At 56.2% G+C, this 21,183-nt stretch carries 13 protein-coding genes; 9 read left to right on the forward strand and 4 right to left on the reverse strand.

What is annotated here, in order from left to right; translation table 11 throughout:
• The first annotated feature begins 351 nt into the window (after window positions 1–351).
• The gene (gene rcsD / locus C2U54_RS20590) at window positions 352–3,024 is read left to right on the forward strand and encodes a phosphotransferase RcsD (RefSeq protein ID WP_103180405.1); all 2,673 of its coding nucleotides are present in this window, start codon (window positions 352–354) and stop codon (window positions 3,022–3,024) included.
• A gap of 16 nt (window positions 3,025–3,040) precedes the next feature.
• Entirely contained in the window at window positions 3,041–3,691 is a 651-nt protein-coding gene (rcsB, locus tag C2U54_RS20595; protein WP_032612710.1) for a response regulator transcription factor RcsB, read from the forward strand.
• 110 nt (window positions 3,692–3,801) lie between these two features.
• Here the strand turns inward: rcsB and rcsC are convergent, their stop codons facing one another.
• Window positions 3,802–6,648 (reverse strand): two-component system sensor histidine kinase RcsC, encoded by a 2,847-nt coding sequence (gene rcsC / locus C2U54_RS20600; protein WP_103180406.1) that lies wholly within the window; start codon window positions 6,646–6,648, stop codon window positions 3,802–3,804.
• A 143-nt stretch (window positions 6,649–6,791) separates the two neighbouring features.
• Entirely contained in the window at window positions 6,792–9,428 is a 2,637-nt protein-coding gene (gene gyrA, locus C2U54_RS20605) for a DNA topoisomerase (ATP-hydrolyzing) subunit A (protein WP_103180409.1), read from the reverse strand.
• 132 nt (window positions 9,429–9,560) lie between these two features.
• Here gyrA and ubiG point away from each other — a divergent pair, with 132 nt between their 5' ends.
• The 4 genes from ubiG to yfaE all read left to right on the forward strand — a co-directional run bounded on the left by ubiG (window position 9,561) and on the right by yfaE (window position 14,374).
• Window positions 9,561–10,295, forward strand: a complete 735-nt coding sequence (ubiG, locus tag C2U54_RS20610) for a bifunctional 2-polyprenyl-6-hydroxyphenol methylase/3-demethylubiquinol 3-O-methyltransferase UbiG (protein WP_103180410.1) — start codon at window positions 9,561–9,563, stop codon at window positions 10,293–10,295.
• A 327-nt stretch (window positions 10,296–10,622) separates the two neighbouring features.
• Window positions 10,623–12,908, forward strand: a complete 2,286-nt coding sequence (gene nrdA, locus C2U54_RS20620) for a class 1a ribonucleoside-diphosphate reductase subunit alpha (RefSeq protein ID WP_103180414.1) — start codon at window positions 10,623–10,625, stop codon at window positions 12,906–12,908.
• 81 nt (window positions 12,909–12,989) lie between these two features.
• Window positions 12,990–14,120 carry a class Ia ribonucleoside-diphosphate reductase subunit beta gene (gene nrdB / locus C2U54_RS20625; protein WP_103180415.1) on the forward strand — a complete coding sequence of 377 codons (1,131 nt, stop codon included), beginning with the start codon at window positions 12,990–12,992 and terminating at the stop codon, window positions 14,118–14,120.
• On the forward strand, window positions 14,120–14,374 hold the full coding sequence (gene yfaE, locus C2U54_RS20630; RefSeq protein WP_103180417.1) for a class I ribonucleotide reductase maintenance protein YfaE: 255 nt from the start codon (window positions 14,120–14,122) through the stop codon (window positions 14,372–14,374). The genes nrdB and yfaE overlap by 1 nt, the downstream gene beginning before the upstream one ends.
• A gap of 83 nt (window positions 14,375–14,457) precedes the next feature.
• Here the strand turns inward: yfaE and glpQ are convergent, their stop codons facing one another.
• Complete coding sequence (glpQ, locus tag C2U54_RS20635) at window positions 14,458–15,519, reverse strand: glycerophosphodiester phosphodiesterase (protein ID WP_103180418.1); 1,062 nt, start codon at window positions 15,517–15,519, stop codon at window positions 14,458–14,460.
• A gap of 11 nt (window positions 15,520–15,530) precedes the next feature.
• Window positions 15,531–16,883, reverse strand: coding sequence for a glycerol-3-phosphate transporter (gene glpT, locus C2U54_RS20640; protein WP_103180420.1), 1,353 nt, complete (start codon window positions 16,881–16,883; stop codon window positions 15,531–15,533).
• A gap of 250 nt (window positions 16,884–17,133) precedes the next feature.
• Between glpT and glpA the strand changes: the two genes are divergently transcribed.
• The 3 genes from glpA to glpC are packed head-to-tail and all read left to right on the forward strand — an operon-like array spanning window position 17,134 to window position 21,156.
• Complete coding sequence (glpA, locus tag C2U54_RS20645; protein ID WP_103180422.1) at window positions 17,134–18,762, forward strand: anaerobic glycerol-3-phosphate dehydrogenase subunit A; 1,629 nt, start codon at window positions 17,134–17,136, stop codon at window positions 18,760–18,762.
• Window positions 18,752–19,969 (forward strand): glycerol-3-phosphate dehydrogenase subunit GlpB, encoded by a 1,218-nt coding sequence (gene glpB / locus C2U54_RS20650; RefSeq protein WP_103180424.1) that lies wholly within the window; start codon window positions 18,752–18,754, stop codon window positions 19,967–19,969. Before glpA ends, glpB begins: the two co-directional genes overlap by 11 nt.
• The gene (gene glpC / locus C2U54_RS20655; protein WP_103180425.1) at window positions 19,966–21,156 is read left to right on the forward strand and encodes an anaerobic glycerol-3-phosphate dehydrogenase subunit GlpC; all 1,191 of its coding nucleotides are present in this window, start codon (window positions 19,966–19,968) and stop codon (window positions 21,154–21,156) included. The genes glpB and glpC overlap by 4 nt, the downstream gene beginning before the upstream one ends.
• Window positions 21,157–21,183 lie beyond the last annotated feature (27 nt).

The raw sequence follows: 21,183 nt of genomic DNA on the forward strand, positions 1-21,183 counted from the left end.
AACCGAATGCAATGCATTCGGTTTTTTTTACTCATCTTTACGCAAACTTGAATAATTTGTGCTACCTGCCTGAAACTATAACGACTATTAATTAAATCTTCGCTTGCTATTTTTAGGCGCATAAATTTCATGGTGATTTTAATTTCTTGTTTATTCGTGCTATTTTTTTCCTATATTGAGACTTATTTGTACACTTTTTATCTGAGCGTACAGATTTAAAACAGTCCATTTTCGTCTCACAGCGACATGAAAAAGTCAGCCCCGGTAGTGGCGTGAGGCTGGAAATTCGATTATTACGCTTTATACTGCCCTATTCGCCTGAAGCGCAGCCATAACGGGTTAAACACATCAATGAGTCAGTCTGAAACCACAGCCGCGAACAAGTTTTCCCTGCTCCCGGGCAGCATTACTCGTTTCTTTCTTCTATTGATCGTTGTGCTGTTAGTGACCATGGGCGTAATGGTGCAGAGCGCCGTGAACACCTGGCTCAAAGACCGCAGCTATCAGATTGTCGATATCAGCCACGCGCTGCATAAACGCATCGACACCTGGCGCTACGCCACCTGGCAGATTTATGACAACATCGCGGCAACCCCTACCACCTCCTCTGCTGAAGGTTTGCAGGAGACGCGCCTGAAACAGGACGTCTACTATCTTGAGAAGACGCGACGCAAAACCGAAGCCCTGATTTTCGGTTCCCACGACAGCGCCACGCTGGAGATGACCCAGCGCATGTCGACCTATCTGGATACGCTTTGGGGCGCTGAGACTGTTCCCTGGTCGATGTACTATCTCAACGGTCAGGACAACAGCATGATCCTGATCTCCACCCTGCCACTTAAAGATCTCTCTTCCGGGTTTAAAGAGTCTACGGTGGGTAATATTGTCGACTCCCGTCGCGCGGAGATGCTCCAGCAGGCTAACGCTTTGGATGAGCGCGAAAGTTTCTCCTCCCTGCGCCGACTGGCATGGCAAAATGGCCACTACTTCACCCTGCGTACGACGTTCAATCAGCCAGGCCATCTGGCCACGGTGGTGGCCTTTGATCTGCCCATCAACGATCTGATCCCGCCGGATATGCCGCTGGAAAGTTTCCGCCTGGAGCAGGACAATAGCGTGCAAAATATGCGCGCGCCAACGGATAAAGAGAGCCCTGACAGCGTCTCCATCTCCTTTAATGGTTCGAAAATCGAAATTGCTTCCGCCCTGAACACCACCGGCATGCGTCTGGTCTGGCAGGTGCCTTTCGGCACGCTGCTGCTGGATACGCTGCAAAATATCCTGTTGCCGCTGCTGCTCAATATTGGTCTGCTGGCGCTGGCGCTGTTCGGTTACAGCACCTTCCGTTCGCAGCCGGGTCGCCAGAGCGATGTTCCCGTGGCAGCCGGTACCCATAATGAGCTGCGCGTCCTGCGCGCGCTGAATGAAGAGATTGTCTCTGTGCTGCCGCTCGGCCTGTTGGTGCACGATCAGGAGGCTAACCGCACGGTGATCAGCAACAAAATCGCCGACCACCTGCTGCCCCACCTGAATCTGCAAAACATCACCAGCATGGCGGATCAGCACCAGGGGGTGATTCAGGCCACGATTAATAATGAGCTGTACGAGATCCGCCAGTTCCGCAGCCAGGTGGCGTCGCGCACGCAAATATTCATTATTCGCGATCAGGATCGCGAGGTGCTGGTGAATAAAAAGCTCAAGCAGGCGCAAAGGCTGTATGAGAAAAACCAGCAGGGCCGCGCAGCGTTTATGCAAAATATCGGCGAAGCGTTCAAGCTGCCGCTGAAGGCGCTTGCCAGCGAAGCCGCCCATTTATCCACCCCGGAGAGCATGCAGCTGTCCGCTCATGCCGATACGCTGGTACGGCTGGTGGATGAGATCCAGCTTGCCAACATGCTGGAAAATGATACCTGGAAGAGCACGGCGTCGCTGTTTTCCATTCAGGATCTGATTGATGAAGTGGTGCCGGAGGTACTGCCTGTCATCAAGCGTAAAGGGCTTCAACTGCTGATCAACAATCCGCTGCGCGCGAACGATGAGCGTCATGGCGACCGCGACGCCCTGCGCCGCATTCTGCTGATGCTGATCCAGTACGCGGTCACTACCACCCAGATCGGCAAAATTACCCTTGAAGTGAGCAGCGATGAATCGGCTGACGACCGCCTCACCTTCCGCATTCTGGATACCGGCGAAGGGGTGACGGCCAGCGAAATTGATAACCTGCACTTCCCGTTCCTCAACGAGACTCAGGGCGACAACTATGGCAAAGCCAATGCCCTCACCTTCTGGCTCTGCGATCAGCTGGCGCGTAAGCTTGGCGGCCATCTGAATATCAAAGCGCGTGAGTCGCTGGGCACCCGTTACTCTCTTCACGTTAAAATGGCGGCCAGCCCGCAGGATGCGGAGGAGGATGAACGCCTGCTGGATGATGTGGTAATAATGGTGGATGTGACCTCAAATGAGATCCGTAATATTGTGGTTCGTCAGCTGGAAAACTGGGGTGCGAGCTGTATCTCGCCGGACGAACGGCTGGCAAGTCAAGAATATGATCTCTTTTTAACAGATAATCCGTCTAATCTTACTGCCTCGGGCTTGCTTTTAAGCGATGATGAGCCAGGCGTGCGGAAAATTGGCCCCGGCCAGGTGCGCGTCAACTTTAATATGAGCAATGCTATGCAGGAAGCTGTACTACAACTAATAGAAGAGCAACTGGCGCAGGAAACGATCCCGGAATCCCCACTGGGCGGCAATGAAAATGCTGAACTTCATGCCAGCGGATATTATTCGCTCTTTGTAGACACAGTTCCAGATGATGTTAAGAGGTTGTATACTGAATCGGCCGTGAACGACTTCGCGGCGCTGGCTCAGACAGCACACCGGCTCAAAGGGGTGTTTGCCATGCTTAATCTGGTTCCAGGCAAGCAATTATGTGAAACGCTGGAACATCTTATTCGTGAGAAAGATGCCGCCAGCATAGAAAAATACATCAGCGACATTGACGCCTACGTCAAAAGCTTGCTGTAGCAAGGTAGCCCTATACATGAACAATATGAACGTAATTATTGCCGATGACCATCCGATTGTACTGTTCGGTATTCGCAAATCACTTGAACAGATCGAGTGGGTGAATGTAGTTGGCGAATTTGAAGATTCCACAGCACTGATTAATAACCTGCCTAAGCTTGATGCGCACGTGCTCATCACCGACCTTTCCATGCCTGGAGATAAGTACGGTGACGGGATTACGCTGATCAAATACATCAAGCGCCATTTCCCGAGCATTTCGATCATCGTGCTGACCATGAACAATAACCCGGCGATTTTAAGTGCGGTTCTGGATCTCGATATCGAAGGCATCGTCCTGAAACAGGGCGCGCCGACCGATCTGCCGAAAGCGCTGGCCGCGCTGCAGAAAGGGAAAAAATTCACGCCGGAAAGCGTCTCCCGCCTGCTGGAAAAAATCAGCGCCGGCGGTTACGGTGACAAACGCCTGTCGCCAAAAGAGAGTGAAGTCCTGCGTCTGTTTGCCGAAGGTTTCCTGGTAACCGAAATTGCCAAGAAGCTGAACCGCAGTATCAAGACCATCAGTAGCCAGAAAAAATCGGCGATGATGAAGCTGGGTGTGGAGAACGATATCGCCCTGCTGAACTATCTCTCTTCCGTGACCCTGAGTCCGGCGGATAAAGAGTAATGAGCTACATGCCCGGCGGCGCTTCGCTTGCACGGGCCTACAGGTAGCGTAGGCCGGGTAAGCGTCAGCGCCACACGGCAATAATAAAAAAGCCCATTTCTGGGCTTTTTTTATCCCCGCGCTCTTCTCACCCGCTCCGCATATACCGACAGCGTCTGTTTCAGGACATCCAGCGTTACCGGCTTGGAAAGACAGCTATCCATCCCCGATTCCAGACAGCGCTGCTTCTCCTCTGCCAGCGCGTTAGCGGTGACACCCACCACCGGCAGCGTCAGACCGAGCTGGCGGATACGCTGGGTCAGGCGATAGCCATCCATATTCGGCATGTTCACATCACTCAGGACAATGTCGATATGGTTTTTGCTCAGCACATTGAGGGCATCCACGCCGTCATTCGCCGTTTTACACTGATAGCCCAGCGAGCCGAGCTGATCGGCCAGCAGGCGGCGGTTAATCGGATGGTCGTCCACCACCAGGATCATCATATCCTCATTCAACGACTGCTCAGATTCCGGCGACGGCAGCGAGGCTGTTCCGTCCGCGCTGTCCATTTCCACACGATAGATGCGCGCCAGCAGCGTAATCAGCTCATGTGGCGAGGCCACGCTGTTCACCCATTCGCCGTGCGCACGCTCCAGGGCGATACCGATATGGCGCCGGCAGAAGATCACCGCCGCTTTACCCTGCCACGGCTTCGTCAGCTCATCGTCGGTGAGAAGCATATCTTCCGCGTCCGGGGTTTGGCCGGCGTAGCGCGCCACCCGAATGCCGTATGAGCCCAGCAGAGACTCCAGGTAGGCATACAGCGAGGCATTATTCACCGCCAGCCAGCAGCGTTTATCGCTTAATCCCTCAATCAGCATGTTGCCCGGAGACTGCGCCGCATAAAGTGGAATACGGATAGTAAACTGACTGCCCATGCCCGGTTCGGTATCCACCGAGATATCGCCGTCCATCATGCTGATCAGTTTTTCACAGATCGCCAGCCCCAGCCCGGTGCCCTGGAAGTTGCGCTGAACCCCCGTCCCCACCTGGAAGAACGGGTCGAAGAGTTTGACCACCTCTTTTGCCGGGATCCCCACCCCGGTGTCGCGCACGCGAATGCTCAGGTAGTCCCCTGCTTTGGCGACATGCATCACAATGCAGCCCATATCGGTGAACTTAATGGCGTTGCTGAGCAGGTTGGAGATCACCTGCTGCAGGCGCATCGGATCGCCCTGCAACGTTAGCGGCACGTCTGGCTCAATAAAGCAGTACAGCCCCAGCTGCTTACGCACCACCAGCGGCAGGTAGTTGGCGCTGATATGGTTCATCACCTCGCGCGGCGAAAATTCGCGCGGTTCAATTTTTAGCTGCTCGGACTCGATCTTAGAGAAGTCGAGAATGTCGCTGATGATTTTCAGCAGCAGGCTGGAAGAGTTGTTCATCGCCGTCACCAGACGGTCAACGCCACGCGGCAACTCTTTGGTCTGCAGCAGATCGAGGTTACCGATAATCCCGTAGAGCGGAGTACGCAATTCGTGACTGACGGTAGCAAGGAACATCGATTTCGACTGGCTGGCCTGTTCGGCGGACTGGGCCATATCCTGCAATGACTCTTCCATTTTGACGCGCGCGGAGACATCCACCAGCACGCAGATCGCCACGTTCTCATTGCGATAGCGCGAATGGACAAAGCTTATCTGCAGGTTGGTGTTGTTACTGGTCAGGACATCGACGAAGTTGACCTGCTGCCCACAGATAATCTGCGTCAGCCGCTGTCGGTCCTCATGGGTGAGCATATTGAGATAGTTATGCGCCAGCTCGTTACTGAGGATGTTGGTCCCGTCAAGGGTGCGTAAAATACAGATCCCCACCGGCGCAGAGGCAACAATCTTACGGTTAAACTGCTCATGCTCTTCAAGACGCTGGGCATCGATCTCCGCCGGAATAAAGATTTTACGCTCGTACATCCGCGCGAGGGTAAATAGCGCAATCCCCACCAGCACGTTCAGCAGTACCGAGTTGAGGATCAGCATCCGAATACGCTCCAGCACCATATCCACCGGTACGGAGTAAACAATGCTCAGCGACGAAGGCGGCAGGCTTTTTTTCAACACCAGGTCACGAAAACCGGCGCTGTAACCAAACCATGAGCGCTCCTGCATCCAGCGAGGATCAACCTTCAGCCGCGATTCCGGCCCGGCCAGCGAAATAAGAGAGTGGCCATTTTCATCAAGAATGGTGACGCCCATCGGCAGATTACCCGGGGTGAAAAAGTTCTCCATGCGGATAGTCTGCTCGATACCGAGCATCGCCTGCAGACGGTTGCCCAGATAGACCGGCGTCAGGGCATAGAAGTACCCTACCCCTGAACGCGGCCCCTGGCTTATCCAGAACAGATTATTACCGCGTTCATCCTGCGGCGCGTTACGGTACTTGATGATCCGCTCGTGCAGGCTTTTCAGCGCGCTGTCACGATCCACCGGCACATCGCGCAGGCCAAAATCGGCCATACAGAGATTTTCGCTGCCAATCAGGAAGACGCGGTTCAGGTCATAGGCTGCCGAGAAGTTATCGCGCCAGTAGCGCATAAACCAGGCCAGTGACTCCAGCGATCCCCGCCATGCGGAGCCCATCGCCGAGCAGTCAGAGTCGGGGAAAAGCGGCTCAAAGTTGGGAGCGTCCGCCTTACTGTCGCGCCCGCGGATAGCCAGAACGCCATTCTCCGCCGTCAGACGGTTCTCGGCGATATACTTGAGCTCCTTCATGACGTCCGCGGTGCGCTGAATATAGCGCTGGGACTGGTCGAAGCTGAGGTTAAACTCCTGACGGATCTCCGCCTCCTTCTGGTGCAGCGCATTGACGATGTAAAACACTGAAAATAGCGCGATAAGCACCCAAATCAGGAGCGCCAGCGCCCGAAAAAGATAGCGAGAAACTTTCAGCGTGGTTCGAAAGGAGACGAGGTATTTCAAGGGGGCGAGGCTCCGCCGTCAGGTTGACAAGGAATGGGTTAAGGTAGCGGTAAATCGCCGCCGTCGCAACGTTCGGTTGTCTGCAATTCAGCGCCGCGACAAAAGAAAAGGGCCGGAAACCGGCCCTTTGTCGTCAGAAGAGATTACTCTTCGGCATCATCTGCCGCATCATCGTCGATTTCCGCTTCCGGCGCGATTTCATCGTCACCTTCTGCCACGCTACCGTCGATTGAATCGAGCTCTTCGTCATCCACTGGCTCAGCAACACGCTGCAGACCCACCACGTTTTCATCTTCCGCAGTACGGATGAGGATCACACCCTGGGTGTTACGCCCGACCACGCTGATTTCCGACACACGGGTACGCACCAGCGTACCGGCATCGGTAATCATCATGATCTGGTCGGCATCATCGACCTGTACCGCGCCCACAACGGAACCATTGCGCTCGGTGACTTTAATCGAGATAACGCCCTGCGTGCCACGGGACTTGGTTGGATATTCGTCCTGGGCAGTACGCTTACCGTAACCATTCTGGGTGACGGTGAGGATTGCGCCTTCGCCACGTGGAACAATCAGGGAGACCACGCTGTCTTCGCCCGCCAGTTTGATCCCGCGGACACCGGTCGCCGTACGGCCCATGGCGCGCACCGCGTTCTCTTTGAAGCGCACCACTTTACCGGCGGCAGAGAAGAGCATCACTTCATCGGAGCCGGAGGTCAGATCCACGCCAATCAGTTCATCGCCTTCGTTCAGGTTGACGGCGATAATGCCGGCAGAACGTGGGCGGCTGAACTCGGTCAGGGCGGTTTTCTTCACCGTACCGCTGGCGGTCGCCATAAAGACGTTCACCCCTTCAGCGTACTCGCGAACCGGCAGGATCGCCGTAATACGTTCGTTTTGTTCCAGCGGCAGCAGGTTGACAATTGGACGTCCACGGGCGCCACGGCTCGCTTCCGGCAGCTGATAAACCTTCATCCAGTACAGACGGCCCCGGCTGGAGAAGCAGAGGATGGTGTCATGGGTGTTGGCCACCAGCAGGCGGTCGATAAAGTCTTCTTCTTTAATACGTGCCGCTGATTTGCCCTTACCGCCACGACGCTGTGCTTCATAGTCGGTTAACGGCTGGTACTTCACGTAGCCCTGGTGAGACAGGGTAACCACAACGTCTTCCTGGTTGATCAGGTCTTCGATGTTGATATCCGCGGAGTTGGCGGTAATTTCCGTGCGACGCTCGTCGCCGAACTGATCGCGGATCAGCTCCAGCTCCTCGCGGATCACCTCCATCAGACGATCGGCGCTGCCGAGGATATGCAGCAGCTCAGCGATCTGCTCCAGCAGCTCTTTGTACTCGTCGAGCAGTTTTTCATGCTCAAGGCCGGTCAGTTTCTGCAGACGCAGATCCAGAATCGCCTGGGCCTGCTGTTCGGTCAGCCAGTATTTGCCCTCGCGAATACCGTACTGCGGCTCCAGCCACTCAGGACGCGCGGCATCGTCACCGGCACGTTCCAGCATCGCAGAGACGTTGCCCAGATCCCACGGCTGGGCGATCAGGCCCGCTTTCGCTTCGGCAGGGGTTGGCGCACGACGGATCAGTTCGATGATCGGATCGATGTTTGCCAGGGCCACCGCCAGCGCTTCAAGGATGTGCGCACGATCGCGGGCTTTACGCAGTTCGAAAATAGTCCGACGGGTCACCACTTCACGGCGGTGACGCACGAACGCGCTCAGAATGTCTTTCAGGTTCATGATCTTCGGCTGACCATGGTGCAGTGCCACCATGTTAATACCGAAGGAGACCTGAAGCTGAGTCAGGGAATAGAGGTTGTTAAGCACCACTTCCCCTACCGCGTCACGTTTGATTTCAATCACGATACGCATGCCGTCTTTGTCAGACTCATCACGCAGCGCGCTGATACCTTCAATACGTTTCTCTTTAACCAGCTCGGCAATCTTCTCGATCAGGCGCGCTTTGTTCACCTGATACGGAATTTCGTGGACGATAATGGTCTCACGGCCAGATTTGGCATCCGCTTCGACTTCGGCGCGGGCACGAATATAGATCTTGCCGCGACCGGTACGGTAGGCCTCTTCGATACCGCGACGGCCATTAATGATGGCGGCGGTCGGGAAGTCCGGGCCCGGGATGTGTTCCATCAGCCCTTCAATGCTGATCTCTTCATCCTCGATATAGGCCAGGCAGCCGTTAATCACTTCGGTGATGTTGTGCGGCGGAATGTTGGTCGCCATACCTACGGCGATACCGGACGAACCGTTTACCAGCAGGTTAGGGATCTTCGTCGGCATAACGTCAGGAATTTTTTCCGTGCCGTCATAGTTGTCGACAAAATCTACCGTCTCTTTTTCCAGATCGGCCATCAGCTCATGGGCAATCTTCGCCAGGCGGATTTCCGTATAACGCATTGCCGCAGCGGAGTCGCCGTCGATAGAACCGAAGTTACCCTGACCATCAACCAGCATGTAACGCAGCGAGAACGGCTGCGCCATACGGACGATAGTGTCGTACACCGCGGAATCACCATGAGGATGGTATTTACCGATTACGTCACCAACGACACGGGCAGATTTTTTGTACGCTTTATTCCAGTCATTGCCCAATACGTTCATGGCGTATAGTACGCGACGGTGTACCGGCTTAAGTCCATCGCGGACATCCGGCAGCGCACGGCCAACAATGACCGACATCGCATAATCCAGATAGGAGCTCTTCAGCTCTTCCTCGATGTTAACCGGTGTAATTTCTCTCGCAAGGTCGCTCATCTAACCGCTATCCCTCTACTGTATCCCGGATTCAAAGGTCGGAAATTATAACACACCCGCTTAGGTTTAAACTAATTTGCTTTGTTATCCTGATATACTTCCTCGTCTTTAAATTACGGAGTAAAAGCGTCCATGAATGCGGAAAAATCCCCGATGGCTGACAACGTCGACCACGAAGAGATCGCCAAATTTGAAGCCGTGGCCTCGCGCTGGTGGGATCTTGAAGGTGAGTTCAAACCGCTGCACCGCATTAACCCTCTGCGCCTGGGCTATATCGCGGAGCGTTCCGGCGGCCTGTTCGGTAAAAAAGTGCTTGATGTGGGGTGCGGCGGCGGCATCCTGGCCGAGAGCATGGCGCGCGAAGGCGCCACGGTGACCGGGCTGGATATGGGCTTCGAGCCACTGCAGGTAGCACGTCTGCACGCGCTGGAGAGCGGTATCCAGTTGGAGTACGTGCAGGAAACGGTTGAAGCCCATGTGGCGGAGCACGCCCACCAGTACGACATCGTCACCTGCATGGAGATGCTGGAGCATGTTCCCGATCCGCAATCGGTGGTGAAAGCCTGTGCCGCGCTGGTGAAGCCGGGCGGTCAGGTGTTCTTCTCCACCATCAACCGCAACGGCAAGGCCTGGCTGATGGCGGTGGTTGGCGCAGAGTACGTGCTGCGAATGGTGCCAAAAGGCACGCACGATGTGAAAAAATTCATCAAGCCGGCAGAATTACTGAGCTGGGTCGACAACACCTGGCTTAAAGAACAGCATATGACCGGCCTGCACTACAATCCCCTGACCGAGAAATTCAAACTGGCGCCAGGCGTGGACGTTAACTACATGCTCCATACCACCGCCAAAAAAGAGCAAGAGTAATTACTCTTTTTCTGACGAATGCGCAGCAGTTTGTTGCGCATTTTTGACAGCCCGTTGAAGAAATCAGCAGTCGATCAAATTTTCATTTTTTTTTCTGGAATATTGACATGTCTTCCAGGCCTTACGGTACGAGGACTTACGCTTTTTTACGCTTTAACAACCTCAATTTAACCTCAAAATCAACTCTTGTACTCAAAAGAATCCTTACTAGAATACTCACCATCTTGCGTTATCCTTATTGTAAAACCCCTATATGTAGTATTTATCCACAGAAGGCTGTGGATAAGCGGGGGATATTTTCATTTTCACGGACAGGTAAAAACCCACATGAATCAGAGTCTGCTGGTGACAAAGCGCGACGGTACCACCGAGCGTATCAATCTGGACAAAATCCATCGAGTTCTCGACTGGGCAGCAGAAGGACTGAATAACGTATCGATCTCCCAGGTTGAACTGCGCTCCCATATCCAGTTCTATGACGGCATCAAAACGTCTGATATCCACGAAACCATTATCAAAGCCGCGGCGGATCTCATCTCCCGCGACGCGCCGGATTATCAGTACCTCGCTGCCCGTCTGGCGATTTTCCACCTGCGTAAAAAAGCCTACGGTCAGTTTGAGCCGCCAGCGCTGTTCGATCATGTCGTGAAGATGGTCGAGCTTGGCAAGTACGACACGCATCTGCTGGAAGACTACACGGAAGAAGAGTTCAAGCAGATGGACGGGTTCATCGATCACTGGCGTGATATGAACTTCTCCTACGCCGCGGTGAAACAGCTGGAAGGGAAATACCTGGTCCAGAACCGCGTGACCGGCGAGATCTACGAAAGCGCTCAGTTCCTCTACATTCTGGTGGCGGCCTGCCTGTTCTCGAACTACCCGCGTGAAACCCGTCTGGAATACGTGAAGCGTTTCTACGATGCGGTTTCCACGTTCAAGATTTCTCTGCCAACGCCAATCATGTCCGGCGTTCGCACCCCAACCCGCCAGTTCAGCTCCTGCGTGCTGATCGAGTGCGGCGACAGCCTGGATTCCATCAACGCGACCTCCAGCGCCATTGTGAAATACGTTTCCCAGCGTGCCGGTATCGGCATCAACGCCGGTCGCATTCGTGCGCTGGGCAGCCCAATTCGTGGCGGTGAAGCGTTCCACACCGGCTGTATCCCGTTCTACAAACACTTCCAGACCGCGGTGAAATCCTGCTCTCAGGGCGGCGTGCGTGGCGGTGCAGCTACCCTCTTCTATCCAATGTGGCACCTGGAAGTAGAAAGCCTGCTGGTGCTGAAAAACAACCGTGGCGTGGAAGGCAACCGCGTGCGTCACATGGACTACGGCGTACAGATCAACAAGCTGATGTATACCCGTCTGCTGAAAGGTGAAGATATTACTCTCTTCAGCCCGTCCGATGTTCCGGGCCTGTATGATGCCTTCTTTGCCGATCAGGATGAGTTCGAGCGTCTGTACAGCAAATATGAAAAAGACGACAGCATCCGTAAACAGCGTGTGAAAGCGGTTGAACTGTTCTCCCTGATGATGCAGGAACGTGCCTCTACCGGCCGTATCTACATTCAGAACGTCGATCACTGCAACACCCACAGCCCGTTCGATCCGGTCGTTGCGCCAGTGCGCCAGTCCAACCTGTGTCTGGAGATCGCCCTGCCGACCAAACCGCTGGAAGATGTGAACGACGAAAACGGCGAAATCGCCCTGTGCACGCTCTCCGCGTTCAACCTGGGCGCCATCAATAGCCTGGACGAACTGGAAGAGCTGGCGGTGCTGGCGGTTCGCGCCCTGGATGCGCTGCTGGATTACCAGGATTACCCAATCCCGGCGGCAAAACGTGGTGCGATGGGTCGTCGTACCCTGGGTATTGGCGTCATTAACTATGCTTACTGGCTGGCGAAAAACGGCAAACGCTACTCCGACGGCAGCGCTAATAACCTGACGCACCAGACCTTCGAAGCCATTCAGTACTACCTGCTGAAAGCCTCGAACGAGCTGGCGAAAGAGCAAGGCGCCTGCCCGTGGTTCAATGAAACCACCTATTCCAAAGGCATTTTGCCGATCGATACCTATAAGAAAGACCTGGATGCGATCGCCAACGAGCCGCTGCATCTTGACTGGGAAGGCCTGCGCGAATCCATCAAGACCCACGGCCTGCGTAACTCCACGCTCTCTGCCCTGATGCCGTCCGAGACCTCCTCGCAGATCTCTAACGCCACCAACGGTATTGAGCCGCCGCGCGGTCATGTCAGCATCAAAGCGTCGAAAGATGGGATCCTGCGCCAGGTGGTACCGGATTATGAGCTGCTGAAAAACAACTACGAGCTGCTGTGGGAGATGCCAAATAACGACGGCTACCTGCAACTGGTGGGGATTATGCAGAAATTTATCGACCAGTCGATCTCTGCCAACACCAACTACGATCCGTCACGCTTCCCGTCCGGGAAAGTGCCGATGCAGCAGCTGCTGAAAGACCTGCTCACCGCCTACAAATTTGGCGTGAAGACCCTGTACTATCAAAACACCCGCGACGGTGCGGAAGATGCGCAGGACGATCTGGCCCCGTCCATTCAGGATGATGGCTGCGAAAGCGGCGCATGTAAGATTTAATGTAAATGCCGGGTGGCGCTACGCTTACCCGGCCTACGATTTTGTTTGCCCGATCTACAAAATCTCTCACAGGACACACTCATGGCATACACCACCTTTTCACAGACGAAAAACGACCAGCTCAAAGAGCCGATGTTCTTCGGCCAGCCGGTCAACGTGGCGCGCTACGATCAGCAAAAATATGACATCTTCGAAAAGCTGATTGAAAAGCAACTCTCTTTCTTCTGGCGTCCGGAAGAAGTTGACGTTTCACGCGACCGCATCGATTTCCAGGCGCTGCCGGAACACGAAAAGCACATTTTCCTCAGCAACCTGAAGTATCAGACGCTGCTGGACTCCATCCAGGGGCGCAGCCCGAACGTGGCATTGCTGCCGCTGATCTCCATCCCGGAGCTGGAGACCTGGGTCGAGACGTGGGCGTTCTCCGAGACGATCCACTCCCGCTCCTATACCCACATCATCCGTAACATCGTCAACGATCCGGCGATTGTCTTCGATGATATCGTCACCAACGAACAGATCCTGAAGCGTGCGGAAGGCATCTCCCACTTCTACGACGATCTGATCGAGATGACCAGCTACTGGCACCTACTGGGTGAAGGCACCCACACCGTAAACGGCAAAACCGTCACCGTGAGCCTGCGCGAGCTGAAGAAGAAGCTCTACCTGTGCCTGATGAGCGTGAACGCGCTGGAAGCGATCCGCTTCTACGTCAGCTTCGCCTGCTCCTTCGCCTTTGCGGAACGCGAGCTGATGGAAGGCAACGCCAAAATCATTCGCCTCATCGCCCGCGATGAAGCCCTGCACTTGACCGGTACCCAGCATATGCTGAACCTGCTGCGCAGCGGCGTGGACGATCCGGAGATGGCCGAGATTGCGGAAGAGTGCAAGCAGGAGAGCTATGACCTGTTTGTCCAGGCGGCACAGCAGGAGAAAGAGTGGGCGGAATATCTGTTCCAGGGCGGCTCCATGATCGGCCTGAACAAAGATATTCTCTGCCAGTACGTCGAGTATATCACCAACATCCGCATGCAGGCGGTCGGCCTGGATCTGCCGTTCCAGACCCGCTCCAACCCGATCCCGTGGATCAACACCTGGCTGGTCTCTGACAACGTGCAGGTGGCGCCGCAGGAGGTGGAAGTGAGCTCCTACCTGGTCGGTCAGATTGACTCCGAAGTCAACACCGACGATTTGAGCGACTTCCAGCTCTGATGAGCCGCGTAACGCTTCGTCTTTCTGGCACAGAGCTTCTGTGCCAGGAAGAGCACCCCTCCCTGCTTATTGCGCTGGAATCCCACCAGATTGCCGTTGAATACCAGTGCCGCGAAGGCTATTGCGGCTCCTGCCGCTGTCGTCTGGTGACCGGTCAGGTTGACTGGATAACTGAACCACTGGCCTTCATCAACGACGGTGAAATTTTGCCCTGCTGCTGCCGGGCGAAAGGGGATATAGAGATCGAGATGTGATTGTGCCGGGTGGCGCTTCGCTTACCCGGCCTACAAAACCGCAGTCCATAGGCCGGGTAAGGCGCAGCCACCACCCGGCAATTTCAGCCTTTATCCTTCAAAAAGCTCACCGCTTTATCCGGGAAGTCCGTAAACAAACCGTCCACGTCCGCCTGCTTATATAACACCTCGTAAAGCTGATTCACGTCTGTGGCGTACGGCGGCAACTGGTCAGCACGCACCGTATACGGATGCACCTGCATCTTGCTGGCATGCGCCTCTTTCACCATCGCCGTTAGCTTCACGTGGCCCGGGGTTGAACCTTCCGCCACCAGCATGTGGTAATCGGGTCCGATCCCGTCGGCGTACTGCGCGATCTGCTTCATCGCACCCGGTTTGAACATCCAGTCGTAGTTGTAATTTACCCACTTGCCGTCTGCCTGCTTCTCCTGGGTTTCATTCCAGTCGGTATAGGCGATCAGCTGAACCAGATTGAGATCCATCCCCATCTTTGGCTCCAGCTCGGTTTTGATGCGCTTCAGTTCCGCGGCGTCAAAACACTGGAGCCAGACTTTGTCCTTCTTGCTGGTGTAGCCGTACTGCTTCAGCACCTCCAGCGTTTTCGCGGCGATATCCTTCCCTTCCTGGTGATGGAACCACGGGGCTTTAATTTCCGGATAGATACCGATATTTTTGCCCGTCGAGTGGTTCAGCCCCTGAACAAACTCAATCTCTTCCTGGAAGGTATGGATGCGGAACTCAGATTTGCCCATCGGGAAACGTCCCGGATAAACCTGCACCTTCTTGCCGTTTTCAATCTCGAAGCCCTCGGTAAACTTCAGAGAGCGGATTTCATCCAGGGTGAAGTCGATGGCATAAAAACGGCCATCTTTACGGGCGCGGTCCGGGAAACGTTCCGCCACATCGGTCACCCGGTCAAGATAGTGGTCATGCAGGACGACCAGCTGGTCGTCCTTTGTCATTACCAGATCCTGCTCCAGATAATCGGCCCCCTGCGCATAGGCCATCGCTTTCGCCGGCAGCGTATGCTCCGGCAGATAGCCGCTTGCGCCGCGATGGGCAATAACGATTTTATCCGCCGCCAGGGCGGATCCGGTCATCAGGCCCGCCAGCAACAGACCGGCCGCTATTTGCGTGAATTTCATGGCAGTGCTCCTTATTGACGACGCGCCAGCACGTCCGCGTGGTGACGTTTTTCACCGATCATCACAACAATCAGCAGCAATACCGCCAGCACGCTGCCGCCGATCATCACCATAAAGCCGCCGTCCCAGCCGAAGAAGTCAACGGTATAGCCTACGATGGCGCTCGCCGCGACCGAACCGCCCAGGTAGCCGAACAGACCGGTAAAGCCTGCCGCCGTGCCTGCCGCTTTTTTCGGTGCCAGTTCCAGGGCATGCAGACCAATCAGCATAACAGGGCCATAAATCAGGAAGCCGATGACGATCATACAGGCCATGTCCACGCCCGGGTTGCCCGGCGGGTTGAGCCAGTAGACGACGGTGGCAATGGTCACGAGGGTCATAAAGAAGACGCCCGTCGTGCCACGGTTGCCCTTAAACACTTTGTCCGACATCCAGCCGCAAATCAGCGTCCCCGGGATCCCGGCGTACTCGTAGAGGAAGTAGGCCCAGGAGGATTTATCCAGCGCAAAATGCTTCACCTCTTTCAGGTAGGTCGGCGACCAGTCGAGGATGCCGTAACGCAGCAGGTAAACAAACACGTTCGCTACCGCGATGTACCACAGCAGTTTGTTCGGCAAGACGTACTTCATGAAGATCTGCTTTGCCGTCAGCTCTTCTTCGTGCTTCTCGCTGTAATCATCCGGATAGTCGTTTTTATACTCTTCAATCGGCGGCAAACCGCAGGACTGCGGCGTGTCGCGCATCAGCGCAAAGGCGATAATCGCTACCAGGATTGCCCCAAAGGCTGGCATATAGAGCGCCGCGTGCCAGTCGTTGAACCAGGCCATCCCCAGCAGGAACAGCAGCGGTGGAAGCCCGCCCCCGACGTTATGGGCGCAGTTCCAGACCGACACGATACCGCCGCGCTCTTTCTGCGACCACCAGTGCACCATGGTGCGTCCGCACGGTGGCCACCCCATCCCCTGGAACCAGCCGCAGAGGAACAGCAGCACAAACATAATGGCGATGCTGGAGGTCGCCCACGGCACAAAGCCCATAAACAGCATGACCGCTGCCGCCAGGATCAGGCCAGCGGGCAGGAACACGCGCGGATTCGAGCGATCCGACACTGACCCCATAATGAATTTCGAAAAACCGTAGGCGATAGAGATCCCCGACAGCGCGAAACCAAGATCGCCGCGTGAGAAGCCCTGTTCCACCAGGTAGGGCATGGCGAGTGCGAAGTTTTTACGTACCAGATAGTACGCCGCATAGCCAAAGAAAATCCCCATGAAGATTTGCCAACGCAGACGGCGGTAGAGAGGGTCTATCTCTGCCTCTGGCAGTCGCGCCCGATGTGGCGCAGGTTTAAAAATACTGAGCATAACAGCCTCCGTGGCCTTTCAAAAAGTGACCGGACATCACGCGCCCGGCTAGAGAGGCGGGGATGTTAAGAAATCACGGTGATTGTTACTGTGAATCAACGCACAGATTGTTACAGAAATATGACAGAATGCGCAAAAAAGCGCATTAAATCACGTTTCACTTTCGAATTTCGCTCGTTTGTGTTCGATATCAAACAAACCACAGTTTTTATGTGGCTAAATGAGACAAAACGAACACTGAGGGATGGCAATGACAATTCACGATCCACGCTATAGCGATGTGATTATCATTGGCGGGGGCGCGACCGGCGCAGGCATCGCCCGCGACTGCGCGCTCAGGGGGCTGAGCGTCACGCTTCTGGAGCGCCATGATATTGCAACAGGCGCAACCGGACGCAATCATGGTCTGCTGCACAGCGGCGCCCGCTACGCCGTCACCGACGGCGAATCGGCCCGCGAATGTATCGCCGAAAACCAGATCCTCCGGCGCATTGCCCGTCACTGCATTGAGCCCACCGACGGTCTGTTTATTACGCTTCCCGAAGACGATCTCGCCTTTCAGTCAACCTTCATTACCGCCTGCCAGGCCGCAGGCATTCAGGCGCAAGCCATTGATCCTGCCCTCGCGCGCCGCATCGAGCCTTCGGTTAATCCAGCATTGACCGGGGCGGTGAAAGTTCCGGACGGCACCGTGGATCCGTTTCGCCTGACGGCGGCCAACATGCTGGACGCCCGCGAGCATAGCGCGCGGATCCTGACCGGCCATCAGGTCACCGGGCTTATCCGTGAGGGGCATCGCATCGTAGGTGTGCGGGTCCTGGATACGCATTACAACGAACACCACGAGCTCTATGCCGCCGTGGTGGTCAACGCGGCGGGGATCTGGGGGCAACGCATCGCGGAATACGCCGATCTCTCTGTGCGCATGTTTCCGGCCAAAGGCTCGCTGCTGATCCTCGACCACCGCATTAATAACCATGTCATCAACCGCTGCCGCAAACCGTCTGACGCAGATATCCTTGTACCGGGCGATACCATCTCGCTAATCGGGACCACCTCCACCCACATTGACTACAGCGAGATTGATTTCAATCGGGTCACCGCAGAAGAGGTCGACATCCTGCTGCGCGAAGGAGAAAAACTGGCGCCGGTGATGGCCCAGACCCGTATCCTGCGCGCCTACGCGGGTGTGCGTCCGCTTGTTGCCAGCGATGACGATCCGAGCGGACGCAACGTCAGCCGTGGCATTGTGCTGCTTGACCACGCCGCGCGCGACGGGCTGAACGGCTTCATCACCATAACCGGGGGTAAATTGATGACCTACCGTCTGATGGCCGAATGGGCGACGGATGCCGTCTGCCGCAAGCTGGGCAATAGCGAACCGTGCGTGACCGCGGAACAGCCCCTGCCCGGCTCGCGCCAGTCCACCGAGAAAACAGTGCAAAAAATTCTCTCCCTGCCCGCCCCCCTGCGCGGTTCGGCTGTCTATCGCCATGGCGACAGAACGCCGTTGTGGCTGGGCGAAGGACGGCTGAGCCGCAGTCTGGTATGCGAGTGCGAGGCCGTTACCGCCGGGGAAGTGCAATACGCGGTGGAGAATCTGACGGTGAATAGCCTGCTCGATCTCCGTCGCCGCACCCGCGTCGGGATGGGCACCTGTCAGGGGGAGCTGTGTGCCTGCCGTGCCGCCGGGCTGTTGCAGCGTTTTCATACCACCACCGCCACCCAGTCGCTCGATCAGCTCAGCGATTTTTTAAACGAGCGCTGGAAAGGCATTCAGCCTGTCGCCTGGGGCGATGCCCTGCGTGAAAGCGAATTTACCCGCTGGGTGTACCAGGGGCTTTGCGGTCTGGAGAAGGAGCAACGCGATGAAATTTGATACGGCGATCGTCGGCGGCGGGCTGGCGGGTCTGCTCTGTGGCATCAAACTCACGAAGCAGGGACTGCGCTGCGCCATTATCACCCGGGGCCAGAGCGCCCTGCACTTCTCGTCGGGCTCGCTGGATCTGCTGGACGAAACGTACCGCGAAAAACTGCCGGCAGAGCATCCTTATCACCTGATCGGCGCGCAGCACATTGACCGCTTTGCCCTGGAAGCCGAATCTCTGCTGGCTGATTGTGGCGCACGTATGCAGGGGAGCGCCAGGCAAAATCACGCGCGCGTCACGCCGCTCGGTACGCTGCGCGCCGCCTGGCTCAGCCCGGAAGAGGTCCCCGTTGCCCCATTCAAGGCCACGCGCGTGCGGGTGGTGGGTATTAGCGGTTTTCTGGATTTTCAGCCCCATCTGGCGGCGGCTTCGCTCAGTCGCCAGGGGGTCAACGCTGAAACGGCAGAGATTGACCTTCCTGAGCTGGATCTCCTGCGCGACAATCCCAGCGAGTTCCGCGCGGTGAATATTGCCCGTTTGCTCGATAACGAAGAGAAATGGCCGCTGCTGTATGAGGCGCTCAAACCGCTTGCAGAGGGATGCGATGCGCTCTTTATGCCAGCCTGCTTTGGCTTAGGTGATAACCGGCTGTGGTGCTGGCTCTCCGATCGCCTGCCCTGCTCGCTCGGCCTGCTGTCGACGCTTCCCCCTTCCGTGCCCGGCATTCGCCTGCATACCCAGCTTCAGCGCCAGTTTGTGGCCCAGGGTGGCGTGTGGATGGCGGGCGATGAGGTGAAAAAAATCACCCTGACAGACGGCACGGTGAGCGAAATCTGGACCCGCAACCACGACGACATTCCGCTTCGCACGCGTTACGCGGTGCTGGCAAGCGGCAGTTTCTTCAGCAACGGTCTGCTGAGCAGCCGGGAGGGCATTCGCGAGGCGATTATGGGGCTGGATGTGCGCCAGAGTGCCTCCCGCGCGGACTGGTATCAGAGCGATTTCTTTTCCCCGCAGCCCTGGCAGCAGTTCGGCGTGATTGTGGATAACCAGCTGCATCCGCAACTTTCCGGAAAGCCAGTTCCAAATCTCTACGCCATCGGTTCGCTTTTGGGCGGATACGATCCTATCGCCCAGGGCTGCGGCGGCGGCGTCTGCGCCATAACGGCGCTCTATGTAGCAGAGCAGATTTGCCAGCGCACGGAGGCTGAACAATGAACGACACCCGCTTTGAAAGCTGCATCAAATGCACGGTCTGCACCACCGTCTGCCCGGTCAGCGGCGTTAACCCGCGCTATCCCGGGCCGAAACAGGCCGGACCGGACGGCGAGCGCCTGCGTCTGAAGGACGGCGCGCTGTACGATGACGCGCTGAAATACTGCATCAACTGCAAACGCTGTGAAGTCGCCTGCCCGTCGGATGTGAAAATCGGCGACATTATTCAGCGCGCCCGGGCACGCTATAGCACGCAAAAACCGTCGCTGCGCGATGCCATTCTCAGCCATACCGACCTGATGGGCAGCGTCTCCACGCCGTTTGCCCCGCTGGTGAACGCCGCGACCTCGCTGAAACCGGTGCGCCAGCTGCTGGATGCCACGCTGAAGATCGACCATCACCGCAGCCTGCCTAAATATTCCCACGGCACCTTCCGCCGCTGGTACAAATCCGTAGCGGCAGACCAGGCGCGGTATGCCGACCAGGTGGCGTTCTTCCATGGCTGCTACGTGAATTACAACCACCCGCAGTTGGGCAAAGATCTGCTGAAAGTGCTGAACGCCATGGGGACAGGCGTGCAGTTGCTGAGCAAGGAGAAGTGCTGCGGTGTGCCGCTGATCGCCAACGGGTTTACCGATAAAGCGCGCAAACAGGCCAGAAGCAACGTCTCGTCGCTGCGCGAGGCCATCATCGATAAAGGCATTCCGGTGCTGGCCACCTCCTCGACCTGCACCTTCACGCTGCGCGATGAGTATCCGCACCTGCTGGAGGTGGACAATACCGGCCTGCGCGAAAAGATTGAGCTGGCGACGCGTTTCCTGTGGCGCAAGCTGGACAGCGGGCAGACGTTACCGCTGAAAAACTTACCCCTGAAAGTGGTCTACCATACGCCCTGCCATATGGAAAAAATGGGCTGGTCGCTCTACACGCTGGAACTGTTGCGGTTAATTCCGGGGCTGGCGCTGACGGTGCTGGATTCGCGCTGCTGCGGCATTGCGGGGACGTACGGCTTTAAGCGTGAAAATTACGAAACATCACAGGCGATTGGCGCGCCGCTGTTCCGCCAGATTGAGGAGAGCGGCGCCGATATCGTGGTGACCGACTGCGAAACCTGCAAGTGGCAGATAGAGATGTCCACCAGCAAGCGCTGCGAACATCCCATCACGCTGCTGGCGAAGGCGTTGGGTTAGCTATCGCCGGGGCCGCCGCCCCGGCAA

This window comes from Leclercia sp. LSNIH1 (genome assembly GCF_002902985.1).
In the GTDB taxonomy this organism is placed as follows: domain Bacteria; phylum Pseudomonadota; class Gammaproteobacteria; order Enterobacterales; family Enterobacteriaceae; genus Enterobacter.